This is a genomic window from Candidatus Endowatersipora endosymbiont of Watersipora subatra (assembly GCF_964026585.1).
Taxonomy (GTDB): domain Bacteria; phylum Pseudomonadota; class Alphaproteobacteria; order Rhizobiales; family Rhizobiaceae; genus Pseudahrensia.
Genome location: NZ_OZ032160.1, coordinates 821,807 through 846,086, shown reverse-complemented (window position 1 = coordinate 846,086; position 24,280 = coordinate 821,807). Strand labels below are relative to the sequence as shown.

The following is a 24,280-nucleotide window of genomic DNA, read 5'->3' as shown; positions in this document are numbered from 1 at the left end:
ATATTTTTGTGCAATTCTCTCATCCCTCAATTGGTATACATGTACATACCAAATTTCTATCACCATATAGATTATCTACACAGCTCACAGGAGGCCAGTATTTCTTATCTGACCGAACACCGTTCGGATAAGCCGCAAGTGATCTTGGATAAGGGTGATGCCAATTATCAACCATCAAATCTTCAGAGGTATGCGGTGCATTACAGATAGGATTATCATCCTGTGGCCATTCACCATCCGCAACACGTCTTGCCTCGTCTGCGATAGCAATCATTGCATGAATAAAGCGATCTAATTCAAGCAAAGGTTCAGACTCAGTGGGTTCAACCATTAATGTACCAGAAACTGGCCATGACATGGTAGGAGCATGAAAACCATAATCAATCAAACGCTTTGCTACATGATCGACAGTCACACCAGCAAGAGATTTAAGAACTCTTACATCAATGATACATTCATGTGCACAACGCCCATAATCACCTCTGAATAAAACCGGGTAATGATTAGATAATTTTTGCGCGATATAATTCGCATTCAAGAGGGCGACTTCACTTGCTCTCTTCAATCCCTCAGCGCCAAGCATACGAATATACATCCAAGAAATAGATAGAATTGATGCAGAACCTTCAAAATTTGCCGAAACAGCATAAGATCCTCTTTCGGAGAGGTTCCCTTCTGCACCATTACTTGGCAAAAAGGGCAAAAGATGTTTCGCTACACCGATTGGTCCTACGCCGGGCCCTCCCCCTCCATGAGGAATACAAAAAGTCTTGTGTAAATTCATGTGACAGACATCACTACCCAAATCAGCTGGTCTAGCAAGACCGATCATAGCGTTCAAATTAGCACCATCTAGATAGACTTGCCCACCATTTTCATGGATAATCGAACAGATAACTTTAATACTAGACTCAAAGACACCGTGAGTTGAAGGATATGTAATCATAAGAGCGGCTAGTCGTTCTGAATGATATACGGCCTTATCTCGGAGGTCATCCATGTCTATATTACCATTCTTCCTACATTTTATAACAACAACATCATAACCCGCCATTCTTGCTGAGGCTGGGTTCGTACCATGAGCTGATGAAGGGATTAAACAAATATCACGGTTGACCTCTCCCAGAGATCGATGATAGGATCGAATGGCTAAGAGTCCAGCATATTCACCCTGACTGCCGGCATTGGGTTGAAAGCTGATTTTAGAAAAACCGGTTATTTCAGAGAGCCATATATCTAAATCATGAATCATTTCTTGATAACCGATTCGGTGATTCTCAGGAGAGAATGGGTGGATATTTGCAGTTACATCCCATGAAATTGGCATCATTTCTACTGCCGAATTCAGTTTCATAGTACAAGATCCTAACGGAATCATGGTTCGATCAAGAGCCAAGTCTTTATCCATGAGAGTACGCAAAAACCGCATCATTTCTGTTTCGGAACGATAAGAATGAAAAATCTTTTGTGTAAGAAATTTTTCACTACTACGATGTGACAAGAGTTTATCTTCGCTTATTTTTGAGATACGAAGATTAAAAATCCTGCATAGACAGTGCAGATCACCTTCTTTGATCGTTTCGTCAAAAGCAACAGAAATTGTATCTTGATCAATCACACGAAGTAAAATACCGTCCATCTCTGCAACCTTCGCAAATTCTTTAGAACGCCCAGGTACTGAAAATGTCACAACATCGAAAAAATGCCTCGGAATCTTAATTCCTTCTTCTTTTAAAGAAGAAGCAAAACGACTCGCCATTCGATGAACGCGATTGGCAATTTCTTTTAATCCAGACGGCCCGTGCCAAATGGCGTACGCTGAAACCATATTGGCGAGCAAAGCTTGAGAAGTACAGATATTCGAAGTCGCTTTTTCACGGCGTATGTGCTGTTCACGTGTTTGCAAAGCAAGACGGTAGGCTACACGGCCATGAGAATCAATAGACTGACCAATAATGCGGCCAGGAATCAGACGAGTTAATATATCTGTCGTTGCAAAATAAGCCGGATGTGGCCCTCCATTGCCCATAGGAACACCAAAACGTTGCATCGAACCAACACAAATATCAGCTCCCCAGTTACCAGGAGATTGAAGCAAAACTAGAGAAAGAGGATCAGCGGAAACAATAACTAAAGATCCAACAGACTGAGCTTGGCTAACAATTTCGCTGGGGTCATCAAGCGAACCAAAAGTATCTGGCATCTGCAACACAACGGCAGCTACGTTATCATCTATGGTACCATGATCAACACTATATTCAGCTGTTTCAGAACGTGTCTTCAGAACTGAAAGAGTTTGTGAATGTATAGAATTGGCAACAACTACGCGAGACCGATTTCCTCGATAATATCTAAAAGCTAAACTCGCAGCTTCAGAAACGGCTGTCGCTTCATCTAAAAGAGATGCATTAGCAACAGGTAATCCTGTTAGCTCAGAAATAAGAGTCTGGAAATGGAAAAGCATTTCAAGACGACCTTGAGAGATTTCAGGTTGATAGGGAGTATAGGCTGTATACCAGCCTGGATTCTCAAATAGATTACGCCGGATAACAGGAGGAACATGCGTACCATGATAACCTTGTCCGATCATAGCTTTAGCTACAAGGTTTTTCCTCAACTTCGATTCAATTTCTGCTAAGGCCTCCTCTTCACTAATTCCATGAGGTATATTCAGACTACCCTTAAATCGGATGGATTCTGGGATTGTCTGACTAATGAGAGCCTCAAGGGAGGTTACATTCAGTGCATTGAGCATCACAGATTGTTCTAAAGACTTAGGACCAATGTGGCGATCAAGAAATGGGCTGACAGTCATTGTTTGTTATCTCCTTACATCATATTTTCGATAATCCAACACGTCTTTTCTTGCCTAGTCAGTGCAATTAAATAAAAACCGAAATGTCTTTAACCAATCAAAGCTTTGTAGGCTTCCCACTCCATCAACTTTTCGAGTTCATGCTTATTAGTGAGTTGTATTTTATAAAGCCAGCCATCCGACTCAGCATCAGAATTGACTAGCGCTGGTTTATGGCTAAGAATTGAGTTAATTTCAACTACCTTTCCAGAAGCTGGTGCATAAACATCTGATGCTGCCTTAATGGATTCAATAACAACTCCTTCATCTCCATATTCCAAACTTTGACCGACTTCTGGCAGTTCTATAAACACGATATCACCGAGTTGTTCTTGCGCATAATCAGTAATGCCTATAGTGGCGACGTCACCTGCAACATTCAGCCATTCATGTTCATTTGTATAATATATTCTACTCATATTTAGATGTCCTACACTGTCTTTTAATATATAGCTCAACGTTTATAAGAATGAGAAACAAAGGGAAGAGAAACATGTTTCATTGCAATTTTCTTCCCTCGGATGTTAGCAAAAAGATTCGTGTTAATAGCATCTATATCAACAAATCCCATTGCAATAGGAATCCCAAGACTAGGACTAAACCCTCCCGATGTTACTCGACCAACTTGCATCCTGTCCGCTAATTGTAATTTAGTGCCGCCGCGCACAAGATGACCATCAGAAATCAAACCAATACGCATTTTTTTTCGGCCTTCTAATATCTTTTTTTTAAGAGAAAAAGCTCCAATAAACTCACTCTGATGTAAATCTTTGGGGATTGCCCATAGTAAACCAGCTTCATGGGGGGTGATGTCGTCTGAAAGATCCTGTCCATAAAGAGGGAATCCTGACTCCAGTCGTAAGGAATCCCGAGCACCGAGACCAATCCATTCAACATCCACATGATCGAGTAAAGATTTTGCAAACCCTGAACACTCTCTCAATGGCATAGCAATCTCAAAACCATCTTCTCCGGTATAGCCTGTACGAAAAATAAACCACCCCTCTTTGAATTCACGGGCGCTCATAAAAACCATATCAGTTACATTAAAATAATTTTTCAAAATAGATTCGGCTTTCGGTCCCTGAAGGGCAAGAAAGCCGCGTTCAATTACATTGATCGAAACATCAAAACAGCCAGAAACATTTTCAATATGTGAAATATCCTTTTCTGCGCACCCCGCATTAGATATTATAAGATAACGTGTAAGATCTAGACGAGTCACAATCATATCATCAATAATACCCGCATTATCATTGAGCATGTAAGAATAGCGGGATCGACCAACTAACTGTTTTCGAGCTACATAAGGGCAGAGACGGCTAATCAAATCAGAAGCTTCATTTCCTTCAATTTCTATATGAAGCATATGAGAAATATCGAACAAACCAGCTAACACCCGCGTATGCAAATGCTCTTTAATAGTGCCCAACCGATAAAAGAGAGGCATATTAAATCCAGAAAATGATCCCATTCGAGCTCCTGCAGCTTTATGAAGATCAAAAAAAGGCGTTCGTTTCACACCCCCCCCTCAGCATGAGTAGAGCTTAACTATATCCTCTACCTCTGGCATAATGACGAATACAACGTTCTAGATTAGAGTTGAAGAATACCAGTTATTCTTAGAGAACAGAAGAAATTCTTCATCCAAAAACGAAAAAAATGATACATGCTTTTAAAAAGGTAATCGACCCTTTTTATAAAGTTCACAATCTCAAAAGTTAGTCTACGCAACTTAAAATCCAATGTAAGATTCAAGAAGTCACCAACAATCTCAATTAAGAAATCATAATCTTGGTGTTCATTACTTATGGAGTGATATCACCATTATTCCATTCTTGGGAAGCTTGAGCCATAAAATCAGAATATCTTCCTTCTTTGATAGCCATTCGAGCATCAGCGATGAGATTTTGATAGTAAGAAAGATTATTCCAGGTTAACAGCATCCCGCCAAGAGATTCATTAGTACGGACTAAGTAATGAAGATAAGCTCGGCTATAATCTCGTGTTGCAGGACATTTAGATTCTTCATCTAGAGGTCGCTTATCTTCTGCATGACGAGTATTGCGTAGATTTATTTTTCCAAAACGAGTATAGGCCGTCCCATGGCGTCCTGCACGAGTTGGTATAACACAATCAAACATATCGATACCACAAGCTATAGATTTGAGTAAATCATCGGGTGTTCCGATTCCCATCAGATACCTTGGTTTTTCAGATGGTAATTCAAGACAAGTAGTATCAATAATTTTTAGCATCATTGCTTGCGACTCGCCAACAGCCATGCCACCAATGGAGTACCCCTCAAGGTCTAAATCTTTTAGAGCACGGGCTGATTCAATACGCATATTAAGATCATCACCACCTTGAACAATACCAAAAACAGCTCGCTTATGATGATCAGGCTGGGCAAGAAAGGATTTCTTGCAACGTTCAGCCCACCTTAAAGACCGTTCCATAGACTGACGCATCTCTTTTTTCGATGCCGGCAATCTAAGACATTCATCAAGCTGCATCTGAATATCACTGTTCAATAAAGCCTGAATTTCCATGCACCGTTCCGGTGTTAGCTCGTATTTTTGACCGTCAAGATGGGATTTAAATGTGACACCAGATTCATTAAGTTTTCTAAATTTTGCTAAGGACATTACTTGGAATCCACCAGAGTCTGTTAAGATTGGCTTTTGCCAGCGTATGAAATCATGAAGACCACCGAGTCTCGCAATCCGTTCTGCGCCAGGCCTTAACATCAGATGGTAACTATTGCCTAAAATAACATCTATTCCCATCTCGTGAATCTGACTCATATACATGGCCTTGACTGTACCATATGTCCCAACAGGCATATAAGCAGGCGTTACAATAAAACCACGGGGAGTAGAGATAACTCCTTGTCTAGCTTTGCCATCAGTAGCTGAGATAATAAATCGAAAGTTGGTTGAGATCCGTTCAGATTCTGTCTTTTTCACATAGATACTTCTTCAAAATGATCACTAACATAAAGAATGAGATTCTCGTTTGAGTAAGAAATTTTAAAAAAGATAAAGATAAAGCATTCTTATATCTTATAGATATTCCTTAACATCATAATTATGATGAACTTCCCTTATCATCAAAGCCCCCTCCTTCATAAGGAATGGATGCTACTATCACCCCATCAGAATCAGTTGCTTTTGATATAATGAATATACCTTCTCATAAGGTGGCCTTTCGCTTTTTATCTATTGATTTTTTCTTAGATTGCGATTTGGGGAAGAAAGTTCTACGCTTTCTTTTGTTGTCAACTTTTTTCCTTTTATGCGAGAATGAACTCGATTGATGAAATTTAGTATTATCCGTGTTTTCAACTGAAACTTCTAGGAGTTCTTCTGGTGCCAATAATTTTGATTGGCTTAATCTCAAAAAAGCCGCTGCAATTTGTTCTGGATTATGAATTGCCATCAAGTCCAGTATAAATCTCTGTTCACTTATTTGTATGGGATCTGTTAAATAGGAATTGGCAAGAATACGTTCTTGATCATGCCTAATAATATCACTAGCAGTGGGGGCTTTTACCCAGTTTGCAGTAATTTTCCCTTTCTTCAACAAGCACTTTGCATTATAATTCGATTGAGCATCGACAATGAGAACACTTATACCTTTTCGCCCGGCGCGACCAGTCCGGCCGCTTCTGTGTAACAATATTTCGGGATTCTGAGGCAAATCCGCGTGAATGACGAGTTCCAGGTTGGGTAAATCAATGCCTCTGGCAGCGACATCAGTAGCAACACAAATCCGAGCTTTCCCATCACGCATCGTTTGTAGTGCTCGTATGCGTTCGTTTTGAGTGAATTCTCCTGATAGGGCAACAACAGAAAAACCTTGATCATTTAACCGGGAAGCAATGTGATTAACAGCAACTCTTGTGTTACAAAAGACCAGTACATTTTGTGCATCGTAAAAGCGTAAAATATTAATAATAGCCTTCTCATGGTCCTTTTTGTGAACAGGAATCACCTGATATTGAATATCAATATGTTGTTTATTACTATCAATTGTTTTTATCCGGACTGCATGGTCTTGGTAACGGCATGCCATTTTTTCAATCATTGATGGCAATGTTGCTGAAAATAATAAAGTTCGATGTTTGTTTGAAGCCGAAATAAGAATAAACTCTAAGTCATCTTTGAAGCCTAGATCTAGCATTTCATCAGCTTCATCAAGAACAATCGCCTTTATGCCTAATAAATTAAGTGATTTTCGTTGGATGTGATCACGTAATCGCCCCGGTGTACCAACTACAAAATGAACACCATGCTCTAGCTTACACTTTTCTTTTCGGTAGTCCATACCGCCAACGCAGGAAGCAATTAAGGCTTTAGTTGGTGCATAGAGCCAATCAAGCTCACGTTTCACTTGTGCTGCTAATTCTCGTGTTGGCGTGATAATTAGACCCAAAGGAAGGTGGCTACTCTGAAAAGAATCTTTTTTATCAAGTAGAGAATTGGCTAATGCTATACCAAACGCTATAGTTTTTCCAGAACCAGTTGGTGCCGAAACTAGAATATCTGGGTTGGAGTGTTCAAGATTTGCGATAGCACGTTGGACTTGTGTTAGTTCTGTATAACCTCTCTTATTGAGTGAGGTCCGAAGTGGCAGAGGAACACCTTCAAAGTCAGTCATGTAAAATCTTTAAAAATCTGATCATCTTAATTGACGTCCATCGTCCGTTGACTTGATATCATAAATTATTAAAGCCCGACTTATCTTATTGAGTAGCAGCTTTCTGGAAAATTCAATAGCCTAGAAAGACTTGAAAGAACGAAAAGAACGAAGAGTTTGAAGAGCACTTGCGTATTTACTCCTTCTAATATAGGCAGCTATCATATCTTTGTAAAGTAAATATTATAATCTAACGGGCGGATGACTTTGAAAAGAAGGGTCTGTATTATAACTGAATAGAATCATGGTGACATCACTATCTAATCTAAAAACTGCATATAATTGGATCGTCTCTGCGTTAGTCAGCATATTGCTACGGATAGCAAAAAAATTACCACCGGATCAATCAACAGCGATTGCGGAATCAAGTGGCAAACTACTCTCTCCGTTTCTGCCTCGTTCAAAACTTGCCAGAAAGAACCTTAGATTAGCTTTTCCTCACTATAAACAACAAGAAATTAATGAGATTGTTCGATGTGTTTGGGGTAATGTTGCTCGAACCTTAACAGAATATGTTTTTCTTGATGATCTCTTTAACTACGATCTCGAAAAACAAGGGGAAGGGAGAATCGATATCAATGGTGCTGAGAATTTTAGAAAAATTCTTGAAAGTGACAAGCCAAGTATAATATTCACAGCGCATACTGGAAATTGGGAAATTCTACCCATTGCTGCAGCAAACTATGGCCTTGATATTACCGTTCTCTTTCGTCCTCCCAACAACCGATTCTTAGCTCAACGTCTATTAAAAGCACGACACATGAAGTACTGTCGATTTGTGCCGTCATGTAGAGGGGTAGCCGCAGCCTTGACACTATCGAGGGTGCTTAATTCTGGAGGAATTGTTGGACTATTAGCTGATCAAGCTTTTGCCAAAGGCCCACGTATCCAATTTCTTGGACGTCAAGCCAGTGCAAATCCTCTTGCTGCAAAGTTAGCCCTTCGTCATCATTGTGACATCTATCCTTCTCGATGTATAAGACTTCCTGGTGGACGCTTTCGTATCGAACTGAATGATGCAATTAATATACCAGATCATCAAGATCAAAAGAACAAGGTAGTAGAAATAACTCTACGTATTAACGAGATCATCGAGAGCTGGGTTAAGGAATACCCAGATCAATGGCTATGGCTACATGATCGATGGAAGTTAAAAGAAATCCTCCCTCCACTATAGCTTATATTAGGATAAAGTCCTAATTTTATTAGGAATTAGGAGAAAGAGTTTTTTTCATGTTACTAGACTTTAAAACAGTCTCTTCAAAACTGAAGAGACTTGATATAACCCCTCAATATGGTTCTCAATTTTTGATCATTATACCATATTTAGAACTTCATAAGTGAAAATGAATAGTCGTAGTTTTCTTTCCTTACCTTACCTTAAGGGGTTGAACAGTAAGCAAACTGAAGCAGTCCTCTCAACTGAAGGGCCGCTTTTAGTGTTGGCAGGAGCTGGAACAGGTAAGACTCGTGTCCTCACAAGCAGAATTGCTCACATCCTAGCACAAAAGAAAGCGTTTCCAAGACAAATATTGGCAGTAACATTTACCAACAAGGCCGCACAGGAAATAAAATACCGTGTTGCTAATACAGTTGATGAAATTGTAATGCCTTGGCTCGGTACTTTTCATTCCATTGGTTTCAAAATACTACGCCGGCACAGCAGTCTTGTTGGCCTAAAGTCTAATTTTTCAATCCTCGATAACGAGGATCAGATTCGTCTACTCAAACACTTAATTCATCTTGAAGGCATTGATAATAAAAGATGGCCTGCTAAACAGTTAGCCCAATTAATCAACATTTGGAAGAATAAGGCTTTAAGATCTGATGATCTTTCTGAATCTGAAGTCTATGCCTTCGGTCATGGACATGGCCGTACCTTATATGAATTATATCAAAAAAACCTGAAAACTCTGAATGCATGTGATCTGGGTGACTTGCTTGTCGAATGCATAAGATTATTCAGAGAATATCCTGATATTTTAGTCAAATACAACCAACGGTTTCGTTATATTCTCGTAGACGAATATCAAGATACAAATATTGCCCAGTATATTTGGCTCCGTCTCCTTGTTCAACCGCCTAAAAAACGACAAGTTAAATCAGAACATGTTTCTTATGAAAGCAATATCTCAGATTCCATAGCCAATATATGCTGTGTTGGAGATGATGACCAATCAATTTACGGATGGCGTGGTGCAGAGATCGATAATATCTTGCGATTTGATAAAGATTTTCCTAATGCAAAACTTATTCAACTTCAGGAAAATTACCGATCGACAAGACATATTTTAAGAGTAGCCTCGCACTTGATTACTCATAATGAAAAACGATTAAAGAAAAAACTTTTTACAAATTTAAACGACTTAGACGAAGAAAAAGTTAAAATTTCAATCGGATGGGATAGTGAAGAAGAAGCTAGAACTATAAGCGATGAAATAAAGAATCTTCAATCAAAAGGTCACTTACTTAAAAATATAGCGGTTTTGGTTAGAGCATCATTTCAAATGCGCGAATTTGAGGATCAGTTTGTATCTCTCGGAGTTAATTATCGTGTAGTTGGTGGTCCTAGATTTTATGAACGCAGAGAAATCCGTGATGCAATTGCCTATTTTCGTCTTACCTGTCAGCCTACTGATGACCTATCATTTGAACGAATCATCAATCAACCTAAGCGTGGTTTAGGCAGTACTACAATCCGTATTATCCGCGACTACGCAGGACTTTTTAATATTTCTATGTTGGCGGCATCTCATGAACTGATCAATACAGAAGAGTTAAAACCAAAACAGAGAAAAACACTAAGATTAGTTACTCTTAACTTTTCTCGTTGGTCACATTCAATGCATGATACCTTGCATACACGCTTAGCACAACAAATTTTAGACGAATCCGGATACACTAAAATGTGGAAAAATGAGAACAATCCAGAGAGTCAAGGTCGTTTAGAGAATCTAAAAGAATTAATCCGCTTTATGGAGGCATTCGAAAGTTTGCATGAATTTCTTGAACATGTCTCCCTTGTTACAGATTCTGACAAGAACCTTCATACTCATATAGATGCAGTCAATCTTATGACACTGCACTCCGCAAAAGGGCTAGAATTTGATACTGTATTTTTACCAGGTTGGGAGGAAGGCTTGTTTCCTCATCAACGAAGCCTTGATAAGGGTGGTAGGTTGGGATTAGAAGAAGAAAGACGACTGGCCTATGTTGGGATAACTAGAGCGCGTAAGCGAGCTAATATATGGTTTGTTTCCCATCGATTAATTCATGGACAGTGGCAAAACGCTAGACCTAGTCGTTTCATTGAGGAATTGCCCTCCGAAAATGTTGAAATAGTCAAAACGGTATGTAGGAGATATCGACCGACTAAATAAAAAAACAACGAATTTTGATCTCCATAAAATGAAGAAGAAGTATTTATCGATTTTTATCGAATCTCATCTCTTATGGCTATGGCTCCCCGGGCTGGATTCGAACCAGCGACCAATTGATTAACAGTCAACTGCTCTGCCACTGAGCTACCGAGGATCACCAAAATGAAATATTATCTTGCAAAAGTAGAAATCATTATGCAACCTTTTAAAGGAAGCATAAGAAGAAAATTTTAATAACTCAACACTTGGCAACTTTCTGGCTATTTGTTAGTAGTATCTTCATTCTTTCTTTGTAGAAAGGGGCCTTGTGGCGGAGTGGTTACGCAGAGGACTGCAAATCCTTTTACCCCGGTTCGAGTCCGGGCGAGGCCTCCACGAATGATTTTTCTATCAACACTATGAAGGTCTGTAGACAGACATAGACATCATCACCTCTCCCAATCATAATCATGGCAGGTAATGATTGTCATTATCACGCCTCATGAATAGCTTGATCTTGGTACCTCTCTCTTTATTTAACAATCCTCGTTCTATTTCTCTGGACTTCAGATTCCGACATATCAATTAACATCCTTGCTTCAGATTCATTAAATTTATTTTTCTCTTCAATAATCAACTCATCGCGAGCCTTGGCAATACGACGAATATGATTCATAACACCTCCTGTACCAGCAGGTATTAAACGACCAACAATTACATTTTCTTTTAGACCTTCCAATGTATCTGATTTACCAGAAACTGCGGCCTCAGTCAAAACACGCGTAGTTTCTTGAAAGGAAGCTGCTGAGATGAAAGAGCGTGTCTGTAGGCTGGCTTTCGTGATTCCTAAAAGAATCGGATGACCAGATGCGGGGAGTCGGCCTTCCTCAGAAAGCTTTTCATTCATTAGATCAAGTTCGATTCGATCCATCTGCTCACCACGAACAAGACCAGAATCACCAGGTTCAGTGATTTCAACTTTCTGTAACATTTGACGTACAATAACCTCAATATGCTTATCGTTAATAGTTACACCCTGCAATCGGTAAACTTCTTGAACTTCATCAACTAAATAGGATGCAAGAGCCTCAATACCTTTAATCGCAAGGATGTCATGAGGAGCAGGATTCCCATCGAGAAGGTAATCACCCTTTTCGATGAGATCACCATCCTGATAGTGAAAAGGTTTTCCTTTCGGGATTAGGTATTCAACCGATTCAAGTTCAAGGTCTGATGGTTCGATATATACACGACGTTTATTTTTGTAGTCCCGTCCAAAACGTATCACACCGTTAATATCTGCAATAACCGCAGCATCTTTAGGGCGACGGGCCTCAAAAAGCTCCGCAACGCGTGGCAAGCCACCAGTAATGTCTTTAGTTTTAGCACTTTCCAAAGGTACACGAGCTAAAACATCACCTCTCTTAATTTCTTCACCAGGTTCAACAGAGAGGATAGCATTAACAGGAAGCAAAAAGCGTGCTTCTCCACTCTGTTCAGAGATCACCAAATCACCCTTATTATCCTTGATAATAAGGGCTGGTTTCAAGTCTGTACCACGTGGATTTGAACGCCAATCAATAATTACACGTTTAACAATACCTGTGCTTTCGTCTGCCGATTCAGAAACAGAAACACCATGAATAAGATCTTCAAATTCAACTATACCTCCTTCAGATGTTAAAATCGGTCGCGTATAGGAATCCCATTCAGCAATCCGCTGACCTTGTTTAACAGAATCTCCATCATCAACGTGAAGGCGAGAACCATACGCGATACGGTGAACTGCACGTTCATAATTTTGATCATCCATAATCAATATTGCCATATTGCGCCCCATAGCTATGAGGTAACTATCAGAATCTCTCACCACATTACGGTTACGTATTTTGACAGAGCCTTCGTAGGAAGCTTCGATAAAAGATGAATCAACAACCTGAGCGGTCCCTCCTATATGAAACGTACGCATCGTTAACTGAGTGCCTGGCTCACCGATGGACTGAGCTGCTATTACACCAACAGCTTCCCCCATATTAACAGGCATACCACGTGCTAAATCACGACCGTAACAAGTACAGCAAATACCAGTACGAGTTTCACAAGTTAAGGGGGAACGTATCTTGACTTGCTGAATACCGGCCTTTTCGATAGCTAGAGCATCAAATTCCTCAATCGATTGACCCATAGCAATAATCAATTCACCAGTTTCAGGATGACTGATATTTTCTGCTGCTGCGCGACCTGCAATCCGCTGTCCTAATGAAGCAACAACCTGACCTGCATCTACAATTGACTGCATCGTTAATCCCTTTTCAGTGCCACAATCCTGTTCATTAACAATACAATCCTGAGCTACATCGACTAACCGTCTCGTGAGATATCCAGAATTGGCAGTTTTTAAAGCTGTATCAGCTAGGCCTTTTCGAGCACCATGAGTGGAGTTAAAGTACTCCATAACCGATAACCCTTCCTTAAAATTCGATATAATTGGGGTTTCGATAATTTCACCTGAAGGTTTTGCCATTAAACCACGCATTCCCGCTAATTGCTTCATCTGAGCTGGAGATCCACGGGCTCCAGAACGGGACATCATGTAAACGGAGTTCATTTGAAGCTGACGACCAGAAGCATCAAATTTAGTTTTCTGAAGCTGATTCATCATTTCATCAGCGACTTTATCACCACATTTAGCCCAGGCATCAACAATCTTATTGTACTTTTCTCCTTGAGTAATTAAGCCATCATTGTATTGTTTTTCAAATTCTTTAGTGAGAGCTTGAGTTTCTTCAACAAGTAATTCTTTTGTTGGTGGCACCACCATATCATCCTTACCAAAGGAAATACCAGCTTTACAAGCATAAGTGAAACCAAGTCTCGTAATCTGATCACAGAAAACAACCGTGTCTTTCTGACCACAACTCCTATAGACTCTCTCAATCATAGTAGAGATATTTTTCTTTGTCATCTCTTGATTGATAATATCAAAGCCAACATTTTCTTTCTTAGGCAACAAATCTCCCATCAACATACGACCTGGAGTCGTATCATAAATTTCAGAAACTGTATTTCCTTCTTTATCAAGAGTCTTATAACGACCTTTGATCTTTGTGTGCAAAGTAACCACACGGTTATCAAGTGCATGATGCAATTCACCCATATCACCAAAAATCATTCCCTGACCAGGTTCATTTTGAGCCTCAATTGATAAATAATAGAGACCTAAAACAATATCTTGAGAAGGAACAATAACAGGATGACCATTAGCCGGATGCAAAATATTATTTGTAGACATCATCAATACCCGTGCTTCTAACTGAGCTTCTAAAGACAAGGGTACATGAACAGCCATCTGATCTCCATCAAAGTCAGCATTAAATGCAGCACAAACAAGGGGATGCAAGTGTATGGCTTTCCCTTCAATCAAAACAGGCTCAAAAGCTTGAATACCTAAACGATGTAGTGTTGGTGCACGATTCAACAACACTGGATGTTCACGGATCACTTCATCAAGAATATCCCAAACTTCTGGCCTTTCTTTCTCCACCAATTTTTTAGCCTGTTTGACAGTAGAAGAGTATCCTTGGGCATCAAGACGAGCATAAATAAAAGGTTTAAAAAGTTCTAAAGCCATTTTTTTTGGCAGACCACACTGATGTAGCTTCAATTCAGGACCAACAACAATAACGGAACGACCAGAATAATCGACACGTTTCCCTAAAAGATTTTGACGAAAGCGTCCTTGTTTTCCTTTAAGCATGTCAGATAAAGATTTGAGTGGTCGCTTATTTGCACCCGTTATGGTACGCCCACGACGGCCATTATCGAATAGTGCATCAACAGATTCCTGTAGCATACGTTTTTCGTTGCGTACAATAATATCAGGAGCGCGTAGTTCAATTAGACGCTTAAGACGGTTGTTGCGGTTAATAACACGGCGATATAAATCATTAAGATCAGACGTCGCAAAACGTCCACCATCCAAAGGCACTAAAGGACGAAGATCTGGTGGAATAACAGGAATTGTCTTCAGAATCATCCATTCTGGGCGATTACCAGAATCAAGGAAAGCCTCTGAGGTCTTCAAGCGCTTAGAAAGCTTTTTATATTTTAGCTCCGATGTCGTTGTTGCAATCTCCTCACGGAGATTATTGACAAGTTTTTCAAGGTCTAGAGATGATAACATCTCATGAATGGCCTCAGCACCAATCATAGCTGTAAAAGCATCATCACCATACTCTTCCTTAGCAGTAAGATACTCCTCTTCAGAAAGAAGCTGGAACTCTTTTAAAGGAGAAAGCCCAGATTCAAGAACAACAAAATTCTCAAAGTATAAAATCCGTTCAAGATCTTTCAGCGTCAAATCCAGAAGAAGCCCTATACGTGATGGCAAAGATTTTAAAAACCAAATATGCGCCACAGGAGATGCAAGCTCGATATGGCCCATCCGCTCTCGGCGTACACGCGAAAGAGTGACTTCAACACCACATTTTTCACAGATGATACCTTTGTACTTCATGCGCTTGTATTTACCGCAAAGACATTCATAATCCTTTATAGGACCAAAAATACGTGCGCAAAATAGACCTTCACGCTCTGGTTTGAACGTACGATAATTGATCGTCTCCGGTTTCTTGATTTCACCAAACGACCACGATGGAATTGTCTCTGGACTAGCAATTGATATACGGATTGAATCAAAGGTCTGTGCACGGACCCGTGGATTGAAGAGATTCATGACTTCATGGCTCATGTTGTTTTCTCCTTATTTTATAAGGCATTTGCCCTGTTTTTGAGATCTTCTGTATTGATAGCGAAGTACGCAGGGATCGAAAATCAGATGGTCGAGAGAATCAAGTATTGATAACTATTTCTCTTAACTATTCAGATCCCTTTGAAATATCAAAGTTATTTTCTTCATTTTTGAGTTCAAGCTTTGAATTCCCTAGCTCAACTGATAAACCAAGAGATCGCATTTCCTTAACTAAAACGTTAAAGGATTCAGGAATACCCGATTCAAAGGTATCGTCACCACGAACGATGGACTCATAAACTTTGGTCCTGCCTGCAACATCATCAGATTTTACTGTTAGCATTTCCTGTAAAGTATAAGCCGCACCGTAAGCCTCCAAGGCCCAAACTTCCATCTCGCCAAAACGTTGACCTCCAAATTGGGCCTTACCCCCCAGGGGCTGCTGGGTAACTAACGAATAAGGACCGATGGAACGAGCATGAATTTTATCATCAACTAGATGATGGAGCTTCAGCATATAAATATAACCTATAGTGACCGGGCGATCGAACTTCTCACCTGTGCGACCGTCGTATACGGTCGACTGACCAGATCCATCAAGACCAGCCTTCTCTAGCATCTTAACAATGTCTGCTTCATGTGCACCATCAAAAACCGGTGTTGCTATACACACACCATTTTTTAAGTGATTAGCAAGACACTCAATAGAATCGTCACTCAAATCCGCTACGGGTTCATTCCGATCATTGGACGGATAAAGAGATTCAATTTCTTTACGTAGATTACTCAAATCAGATGATTTCTTATAATTTTCTAGCAAATCATCAATTTTATGACCCATGCCTACACAAGCCCAGCCAAGATGCGTTTCAAGAATTTGCCCCACATTCATGCGCGATGGCACACCCAGAGGATTTAAAACAATGTCCACGTGAGTCCCATCTTCTAGAAATGGCATATCCTCAATTGGCAAGATTCGAGAAACCACACCTTTATTGCCATGGCGACCAGCCATTTTATCACCAGGTTGTAATTTACGCTTAGTAGCTACAAAAACTTTGACCATTTTCATAACACCAGGTGGTAATTCATCGCCGCGCTGGAGTTTTTCTACCTTATCCATGAATCGACCTTCTAGAAGAGACTTAGATTCTTCATATTGATCGCGAAGCACTTCAATTTGTTCCTGAAGATTCGTGTTATCGATCACGAACAGCCACCATTGACTGCGAGGATATTCGTCCATTACTTTGCACGAAAGATTCGTGCCTTTTTTATGCCCTTTAGGACCAGAAATTGATTTCTGACCTTTCAGCATATCATAAAGACGACTATAAACGTTACGGTCTAAAATTTCTTGCTCATCATCTCGATCTTTTGCAAGTTTTTCTATTTCTTCACGCTCAATAGCCATAGCACGCTCATCTTTTTCAACACCATGACGATTGAAAACACGCACTTCAACAACTGTACCGAAGGCCCCTGCACTCATTCTTAGAGATGTATCACGTACATCAGATGCTTTTTCACCAAAAATAGCTCGGAGAAGTTTTTCTTCCGGAGTCATGGGACTTTCTCCCTTTGGGGTGATTTTACCGACCAGAATATCACCAGGACCAACTTCGGCACCGATATAGGTTATGCCAGCCTCATCGAGGTTTTTAAGTGCTTCTTCAGATACATTAGGAATGTCACGTGTTACTTCTTCTGGTCCCAATTTAGTATCACGAGCCATCACTTCAAATTCTTCAATATGAATTGATGTGAAGACATCGTCGCGTACAATGCGCTCAGAAAGAAGGATAGAATCTTCAAAATTGTAACCGTTCCAAGGCATAAAGGCAACAAGCACATTCCGTCCTAAAGCCAAATCTCCTAAATCTGTTGATGGACCATCTGCTATAATGTCCCCTTTTCTTAATAAATCACCTACACGTACTAAAGGACGCTGATTAATACAGGTTGATTGATTTGAGCGTTGAAATTTCTGCATCTTGTAAATGTCAACACCTGGCTTGCCAGGATCAAGATCTTCAATGGCACGAACAACGATACGGGTGGCATCTACTTGATCTACAATACCACTACGGCAAGAACTAATAGCTGCTCCTGAATCACGAGCTACAATCGCTTCCATACCAGTTCCAACATAAGGTGCTTCTGCACACAATAGCGGAACAGCCTGACGCATCATGTTCGACCCCATCAAAGCACGGTTCGCATCATCATTTTCTAAAAATGGAATAAGCGCTGCGGCAACAGATACAAGTTGTTTTGGCGATACATCCATCAGATCCACAGAATCTCTTGACATCATCTGTACATCGCCACCGTGACGGGACACAATAAACTCATTAACGAAAAAACCATGATCGTCAAGTTCAGCATTAGCCTGAGCTACTGCATATTTAGATTCTTCCATCGCAGAAAGATAAACAACATTGTTTGTCACTTGACAATCAACGACCTTACGGTAAGGACTTTCAATAAATCCATATTTATTAATACGGGCAAATGTTGCAAGTGAATTTATAAGACCAATATTAGGCCCTTCAGGCGTTTCAATTGGGCAAATCCGCCCATAGTGAGTCGGATGAACGTCACGAACCTCAAAACCAGCTCTCTCGCGAGTCAAACCGCCAGGTCCAAGCGCAGATAAGCGACGTTTGTGAGTAATTTCTGATAATGGATTCGTCTGATCCATAAATTGAGATAACTGAGAAGAACCAAAAAACTCACGTACAGAAGCAGCCGCTGGTTTTGCATTAATCAGATCCTGAGGTGTGACAGTACCGATTTCAATTGAGGACATACGCTCTTTGATGGCACGTTCCATACGTAGTAATCCAACCCGATACTGATTTTCCATCAATTCTCCAACTGAACGAACACGACGATTGCCTAGATTGTCAATGTCATCAATCTCCCCGATACCATCGCGTAACTCGAGAAGTTTCTTTACGACGGCTAGAATATCGTCTTTACGCAGAATGCGTACGGTATCCTCAACATTGAGATCAAGTCGCATGTTCATTTTGACACGACCGACTGCAGATAAATCATAACGTTCGCGATCAAAAAAGAGAGATTGGAACATTGCCTCTGCTGTTTCCATGGTAGGAGGTTCACCAGGACGCATGACCCGATAAATATCAAACAGTGCATCTTGACGAGATTGATTTTTATCAGCAACTAGAGTGTTACGAATGTAACCACCAATATTTACATGATCAATGTCGAGAACATCAAGGCAAGAATAGCCAAGATCAGATAGCGTAACAAGATTATCTATATCTAATTCATCACCAGCTTCAAAATAGATTTCGCCGGTTTCCATATTAACTATATCATCTGCGAGATATTTACCATGAATCACTTCCGAAGCAACACGAATGGTTTTTATTCCTTTCTCTTCTAGCTGTTTAATTAAGCGATGAGTTACTTTCTGTCCTGCTTCAATAATGATCCGACCAGTCTCAGCATCAACGATATCTTCAACGGGTTGAGTTCCTTTCAAACGATTACTATCAAACGGTAAAAGCCAGTTATCACCATCCTTTCGATAGGAAGTTCGGCTATAGAAGTGGTTTAATATATCTTCACCATCCATCCCCATAGCCATCAATAAAGAAGTAACTGGAATTTTCCGGCGTCGATCAATACGAGCATAAATGATCTCTTTGGCATCAAATTCGATGTCAAGCCATGAACCACGATACGGGATAATACGAGATGAAAACAATAATCGTCCAGAGGAATGACTTTTTCCTTTATCATGATCAAAAAACACGCCTGGAGAACGGTGCATTTGCGATACAATAACACGCTCTGCGCCATTGATAACAAAGGTACCATTGTCGGTCATAAGTGGCATGTCACCCATAAAAACTTCTTGTTCTTTGATGTCTTTAACCGATTTTGCACCAGTCTCATCATCAAGATCAAATACAATCAGTCTCAAAGTTACTTTTAATGGAGCTGAATAAGTCATATCTCGCTGACGACACTCTTCAGTATCGTATTTAGGTAGTTCGAAATCATAACGGACAAAGTCAAGCTGTGCAGTACCGGTAAAATCTTTAATTGGAAAAACTGAATTGAAGACGGCTTGAAGACCTTCATCTCCACGACCGTTTTCAGGTTCCTTAACCATCAAAAAACTGTCATAAGACGACTTCTGAACTTCAATAAGATTAGGCATATCGGTAACTTCTGTGATATGACCATAAACTTTTCTCATTCGTTTACGTCCGTTAAAAAGATTAACTCTTGAAGAAGACTGAGCCATTATGCTCCTCGTAATTTTTAAAAAAATAGATTTGATCGTGCATAGAATCAGTGTTATGCACTCCGGAAAGAGCATAAACTCGACTATTCATCTCCAATATTAGGATACCTTCTAAGAAGAATAGAATGACTTTCAAGGATTGAGGAGGATCTCTCTTCCCCCATCCTCGAACATTAGGATTTTATACAGAAGACTAAACTGAAAATATCATTCAGACAAGCTAGAGAAGAATTACTTGAGTTCGATGGTTGCCCCAATTTCTTCCAATTTTTTCTTAAGTTCTTCAGCTTCATTCTTCGATATACCTTCCTTAATAGGTTTAGGAGATCCTTCAACGAGATCCTTGGCTTCTTTCAGTCCAAGACCTGTAATGCTCCTAACTTCTTTAATAACATTAATTTTCTTATTGCCAACAGAAGCAAGTATAACATCGAATTCGTCTTTTTCTTCAACATTAGAAGAATTAGACGAATCAGGATCCTCACCACTAGCGGCCACAACAACTGGAGTTGCCGCTGAAACACCCCATTGATATTCTAACATTTTTGAAAGTTCTGCAGCTTGTAACACGGTTAGCTCAGAGAGATCATCTACAATCTTTTGAAGATTAGCCATTGTTTATATTCCTTATCAGTTGAAATAATATTTTCAGAATTATGCATCTTGAGTCTGCCTGTATAGCCTTCATCTTTGTATTCAATCGACCTCCCGGTTTAACCCGATTAATCGTACCAAAGAGAGGGCTGGTGCGTTGGCAAGAATTGTGATAGCCTGTGAGGGCGTCTTGAGTATACCAATAATTTTTGCCCGTATCTTATCGAGTGATGGTATCGCTGCAAGCAGCTTGACGTCATTATCATCAAGATTTTTGGCCCCCATAGCACCACCAAGAATAGAAAATTTATTGTTTTCTTTGGCAAAATCACTAGTTACTTTGGGAGCGGCTATTGGATCATCTGAATAGGCAATTAATGTAGGACCTGAAAACAAATCAGAAATATACTCCATTTCTGTTCCTTTAAGAGCAAGTTTGATAAGACTGTTTTTTGCTACTGTAATCTTACCACCACCCTCGCGCATATTAGATCGCAATTCTGTTATATCAGCTACAGTCAGACCCGCATAATGCGCTACAACAAAGGTGCCTGTGCTTGAAAGGACACCTCTCATATGTTTAACAAATTCTTGTTTTTCTAATCTATCCAATTTGGTTCTCCATTTAACCTCGCAGAAAATATTGATTTAATAAAATAGATCATATTCATATCTGCTTAACGTGAGAATATTGAGGTTGTCATTTTAATTACCTCACCGGTGGTAAGTTTATCAAAAACACAAAACAGAAATCTTTTCCAACACTGTCAGTCCTACCCCCCCCAAAGGTTCGTAAACTTTCATGAAAAGTCAATTTAAAGACAATCATTCACGAAACAGTAAGGATAGTTGAGGGATCAACTTTGATACCAAGACCCATAGTAGAAGTTACTGTCACTCTTTTTAAAAAAGGATCCTTTGTACCTGATGGCTTAGCTTGCTGTACAGCACGAGCTAACGCAATAATATTTTGCTCGATAGCTTGAAGATGAAAGCTTACTTTTCCAACTCCTGCATGAATCAAACCAGCTTTTTCAGCACGAAACTCTACAGAACCCCCTTTAGCATCTTTAACTGCCTGAGCAACATCGAAAGTAACTGTACCAACACGAGGATTTGGCATAAGACCACGCGGTCCTAAAATTTTACCTAACCGCCCAACAAGCACCATCATATCTGGCGTTGCGATGATCCTATCAAATGGGATATCTCCACTTTGAATCCGCTCCACCAAATTTTCTGAACCTACAACATCAGCACCTGCAGACTCCGCTTCTTTAGCTTTTGCATCACGTGCAAAAACAGCAACATTCATCATACGCCCGGTACCATTAGGTAGCCTTACAACACCACGAACAATTTGATCAGTACGACGAGAATCAAGACTTAAGCTGATAGCTACTTCAACAGTCTCATCAAAATTAGCTTTAGCCATACTTTGAATCATGAAAATTGCATTATTCAGAGAATATACTCTTTTCAAATCGACACTTTCCCTTGCGGATTTTAGCCGTTTTCCTAAAGGTGCCATAATTATCAAACCTCTATTTCCAGACCCATTGACCGTGCTGATCCCTCGATTATCAATATTGCCTGATCTATACTGTTAGCGTTGAGATCCTTAATTTTAACCTTGGCAACCTCACGTAGTTGATCCTGAGTTATAGATCCCGAAATCAAACGACCTGGCTCTTTCGAGCCAGATTTAAGATTCGCTGCTTTTTTCAAAAGATAAGAAGTCGGAGGAGAATTGATTTTAAAGGTAAAAGACTTATCCGAATAAATTGTGATCGTGCATGGAACAGGAGAGCCCCTTTCTATGTTCTGCGACTCAGCGTTAAACGCTCTACAAAAATCCATAATATTCAAACCACGCTGTCCGAGTGCCGGACCAATCGGTGGTGATGGAGACGCATTGCCTGCAGGAACTTGAATCTTCAAATATTCCTGAATTTTCTTGGCCATCATCTCTGCCTTTATCTTGAGATTCGGTATACCGAAAGTTACTTCATTTACCCGATCCAATTATTGGTCGGAACTAAAAGGGTGAGTAAGGATAAAGAGAGAAATCGAAACGCCCCCCCCCTTTGCCTTCTACACTAATTGAGGGACTATGTAATCCTATTCCAAAGTTGGATTAAATCCCGATTTGGACTGCACGTCATACCTTCTCTACCTGACCATACTCTAAATCAACAGGCGTTGCTCTTCCAAAAATCGAAACCTCTACCTTTAAACGAGCACGATCCTCATCAACTTCCTCAACAGTACCACTGAATGAAGCAAATGGACCATCAGAAACACGAACACTTTCACCAACTTCAAACTGAATAGAAGGCTTTGGCCTGTCAACACCTTCCTGGACTTGATGAAGTATTTGATCGGCCTCTTTATCTGTAATCGGTAATGGCTTCTTATCTGAACCTAAAAATCCTGTTACCTTTCTTGTATTTTTAATAAGATGATAAGTTTGATCTGTCATAACCATGCGCACCAAAACATAGCCTGGAAAAAATTTACGCTCACTATCAACACGACGCCCTTTTCGAATTTCAACCACTTTTTCAGTAGGGACAAAAATCTGATCAAAAAGATCATTTAACCCCTTTTGATTGGCTTGTTCTTGAATTGACTCAGCTACTTTTTTTTCAAAGTTTGAATAAGCATGAATGATATACCATCTCATTTCCATGAGTCTATTCCACTCCATTTCGGTAAATGTTAACCAAAAATCAAGCTTGTTCCATAAATCAACAGTTGATCTACAAAAAAGAAAAATAAAGCAGTCAACAAGATCAAAGTAAGAGTCATAATTGTCGTTATCATTGTCTCGCGACGACTTGGCCAGACAATTTTTAAGACTTCAGAACGAACTTGACTAAAAAAAATGAAAGGATTTGTTGTAGCAATCACGGATCGAAACTCTTAACTAAGGAATCGGCAGTTAAAATTCTAACACTTTATTTTTTCAATCAGGTGACCTTGGCTTCAATTTTACCTAACACACCTGACCAACATAGTACATAATTATAGCTCTATTTTCACAAGTGCAAGTCTCTAAAAAGAAAAATTAAGCATGTTCCAATCACCATTATACCATTAATCTTGTCTTAATTGAGTTACATTTTTATACTACGATTTCACTCTCACTAAACCAATAAGTAATTTCTTTTTTAGCACTTTCAAGTGAATCAGATCCATGGACCGAATTTTCAATCAAAGATAACGCAAATTTTTTACGAATAGTACCATCAGTGGCCTCTACAGGATTCGTGGAACCGATAATTTCACGATTTTTCATAATTGCTTTTTCACCTTCAAGAACCTGAACAATTGTTGGACCTGATGACATAAATTGTGTCAATTCAGTAAAAAATGGTTTTTTTCTGTGCACTGCATAAAATCTTTCTGACTGATGCAGGCTCATGTGAATACGTTTAGAAGCAATAATACGCAATCCCGCTTCTTCAAGGTGAACAATTATAGCACCTGTAAGATTACGTTTTGTAGCATCTGGTTTAATCATAGAAAAAGTACGTTCAATGGCCATCGATGAAATCCTATCAATACTAAAAATGTAGCGAACCTATATCCTCAATGTCTTTAGACAGCAAGAACAGAGATTATCCATCACAATTGATATAGAGATCTTATCGAAATACTATTCAACTGTTCATACGAATACTTTAAAATGAAAAAATCAGAAACACTCATTTTACTAAGTTTACAGATTG

At 39.7% G+C, this 24,280-nt stretch carries 16 protein-coding genes and 2 tRNA genes; 3 read left to right on the top strand and 15 right to left on the bottom strand.

Annotated elements, in window-relative coordinates:
* Window positions 1-19 precede the first annotated feature (19 nt).
* From gcvP to AAGD37_RS03835, 5 genes are all read right to left on the bottom strand, one after another.
* Window positions 20-2,815, bottom strand: a complete 2,796-nt coding sequence (gene gcvP, locus AAGD37_RS03855; protein ID WP_341760217.1) for an aminomethyl-transferring glycine dehydrogenase — start codon at window positions 2,813-2,815, stop codon at window positions 20-22.
* Between the two features lie 89 nt (window positions 2,816-2,904).
* On the bottom strand, window positions 2,905-3,273 hold the full coding sequence (gene gcvH, locus AAGD37_RS03850) for a glycine cleavage system protein GcvH (protein WP_341760216.1): 369 nt from the start codon (window positions 3,271-3,273) through the stop codon (window positions 2,905-2,907).
* A gap of 35 nt (window positions 3,274-3,308) precedes the next feature.
* A complete protein-coding gene (gene gcvT, locus AAGD37_RS03845) occupies window positions 3,309-4,376 on the bottom strand; it encodes a glycine cleavage system aminomethyltransferase GcvT (protein ID WP_341760215.1) in 1,068 nt (355 codons plus the stop codon).
* 286 nt (window positions 4,377-4,662) lie between these two features.
* Complete coding sequence (gene tgt, locus AAGD37_RS03840) at window positions 4,663-5,799, bottom strand: tRNA guanosine(34) transglycosylase Tgt (protein WP_341760686.1); 1,137 nt, start codon at window positions 5,797-5,799, stop codon at window positions 4,663-4,665.
* A 250-nt stretch (window positions 5,800-6,049) separates the two neighbouring features.
* The gene (locus tag AAGD37_RS03835; RefSeq protein ID WP_341760214.1) at window positions 6,050-7,516 is read right to left on the bottom strand and encodes a DEAD/DEAH box helicase; all 1,467 of its coding nucleotides are present in this window, start codon (window positions 7,514-7,516) and stop codon (window positions 6,050-6,052) included.
* A 283-nt stretch (window positions 7,517-7,799) separates the two neighbouring features.
* On the opposite strand from AAGD37_RS03835, the gene AAGD37_RS03830 reads away from it, so the two are divergent.
* Complete coding sequence (locus AAGD37_RS03830; protein WP_341760213.1) at window positions 7,800-8,732, top strand: lipid A biosynthesis lauroyl acyltransferase; 933 nt, start codon at window positions 7,800-7,802, stop codon at window positions 8,730-8,732.
* A gap of 169 nt (window positions 8,733-8,901) precedes the next feature.
* Window positions 8,902-10,935 carry an ATP-dependent helicase gene (locus tag AAGD37_RS03825; RefSeq protein ID WP_341760685.1) on the top strand — a complete coding sequence of 678 codons (2,034 nt, stop codon included), beginning with the start codon at window positions 8,902-8,904 and terminating at the stop codon, window positions 10,933-10,935.
* Between the two features lie 79 nt (window positions 10,936-11,014).
* On the opposite strand, the gene AAGD37_RS03820 is transcribed toward AAGD37_RS03825, so the two are convergent.
* Window positions 11,015-11,089, bottom strand: a tRNA-Asn gene (locus AAGD37_RS03820).
* Between the two features lie 147 nt (window positions 11,090-11,236).
* Between AAGD37_RS03820 and AAGD37_RS03815 the strand changes: the two genes are divergently transcribed.
* A tRNA-Cys gene (locus AAGD37_RS03815) sits at window positions 11,237-11,310 on the top strand.
* Window positions 11,311-11,446: 136 nt separating this feature from the next.
* Here AAGD37_RS03815 and rpoC read toward each other — a convergent pair.
* The 9 genes from rpoC to ndk form a co-directional block, all read right to left on the bottom strand.
* Window positions 11,447-15,664, bottom strand: coding sequence for a DNA-directed RNA polymerase subunit beta' (gene rpoC, locus AAGD37_RS03810; protein WP_341760212.1), 4,218 nt, complete (start codon window positions 15,662-15,664; stop codon window positions 11,447-11,449).
* A gap of 127 nt (window positions 15,665-15,791) precedes the next feature.
* Window positions 15,792-19,952, bottom strand: coding sequence for a DNA-directed RNA polymerase subunit beta (gene rpoB, locus AAGD37_RS03805; RefSeq protein ID WP_341760211.1), 4,161 nt, complete (start codon window positions 19,950-19,952; stop codon window positions 15,792-15,794).
* Between the two features lie 231 nt (window positions 19,953-20,183).
* Window positions 20,184-20,567, bottom strand: a complete 384-nt coding sequence (rplL, locus tag AAGD37_RS03800) for a 50S ribosomal protein L7/L12 (RefSeq protein ID WP_341760210.1) — start codon at window positions 20,565-20,567, stop codon at window positions 20,184-20,186.
* Between the two features lie 81 nt (window positions 20,568-20,648).
* Window positions 20,649-21,158 (bottom strand): 50S ribosomal protein L10, encoded by a 510-nt coding sequence (rplJ, locus tag AAGD37_RS03795; RefSeq protein ID WP_341760209.1) that lies wholly within the window; start codon window positions 21,156-21,158, stop codon window positions 20,649-20,651.
* A gap of 217 nt (window positions 21,159-21,375) precedes the next feature.
* Window positions 21,376-22,077, bottom strand: a complete 702-nt coding sequence (rplA, locus tag AAGD37_RS03790; RefSeq protein WP_341760208.1) for a 50S ribosomal protein L1 — start codon at window positions 22,075-22,077, stop codon at window positions 21,376-21,378.
* Between the two features lie 5 nt (window positions 22,078-22,082).
* A complete protein-coding gene (rplK, locus tag AAGD37_RS03785) occupies window positions 22,083-22,511 on the bottom strand; it encodes a 50S ribosomal protein L11 (protein ID WP_341760684.1) in 429 nt (142 codons plus the stop codon).
* A gap of 196 nt (window positions 22,512-22,707) precedes the next feature.
* On the bottom strand, window positions 22,708-23,238 hold the full coding sequence (gene nusG, locus AAGD37_RS03780; protein ID WP_341760207.1) for a transcription termination/antitermination protein NusG: 531 nt from the start codon (window positions 23,236-23,238) through the stop codon (window positions 22,708-22,710).
* Between the two features lie 29 nt (window positions 23,239-23,267).
* Window positions 23,268-23,459, bottom strand: coding sequence for a preprotein translocase subunit SecE (gene secE / locus AAGD37_RS03775; protein WP_341760206.1), 192 nt, complete (start codon window positions 23,457-23,459; stop codon window positions 23,268-23,270).
* Between the two features lie 214 nt (window positions 23,460-23,673).
* Entirely contained in the window at window positions 23,674-24,096 is a 423-nt protein-coding gene (gene ndk / locus AAGD37_RS03770; protein WP_341760205.1) for a nucleoside-diphosphate kinase, read from the bottom strand.
* Window positions 24,097-24,280 lie beyond the last annotated feature (184 nt).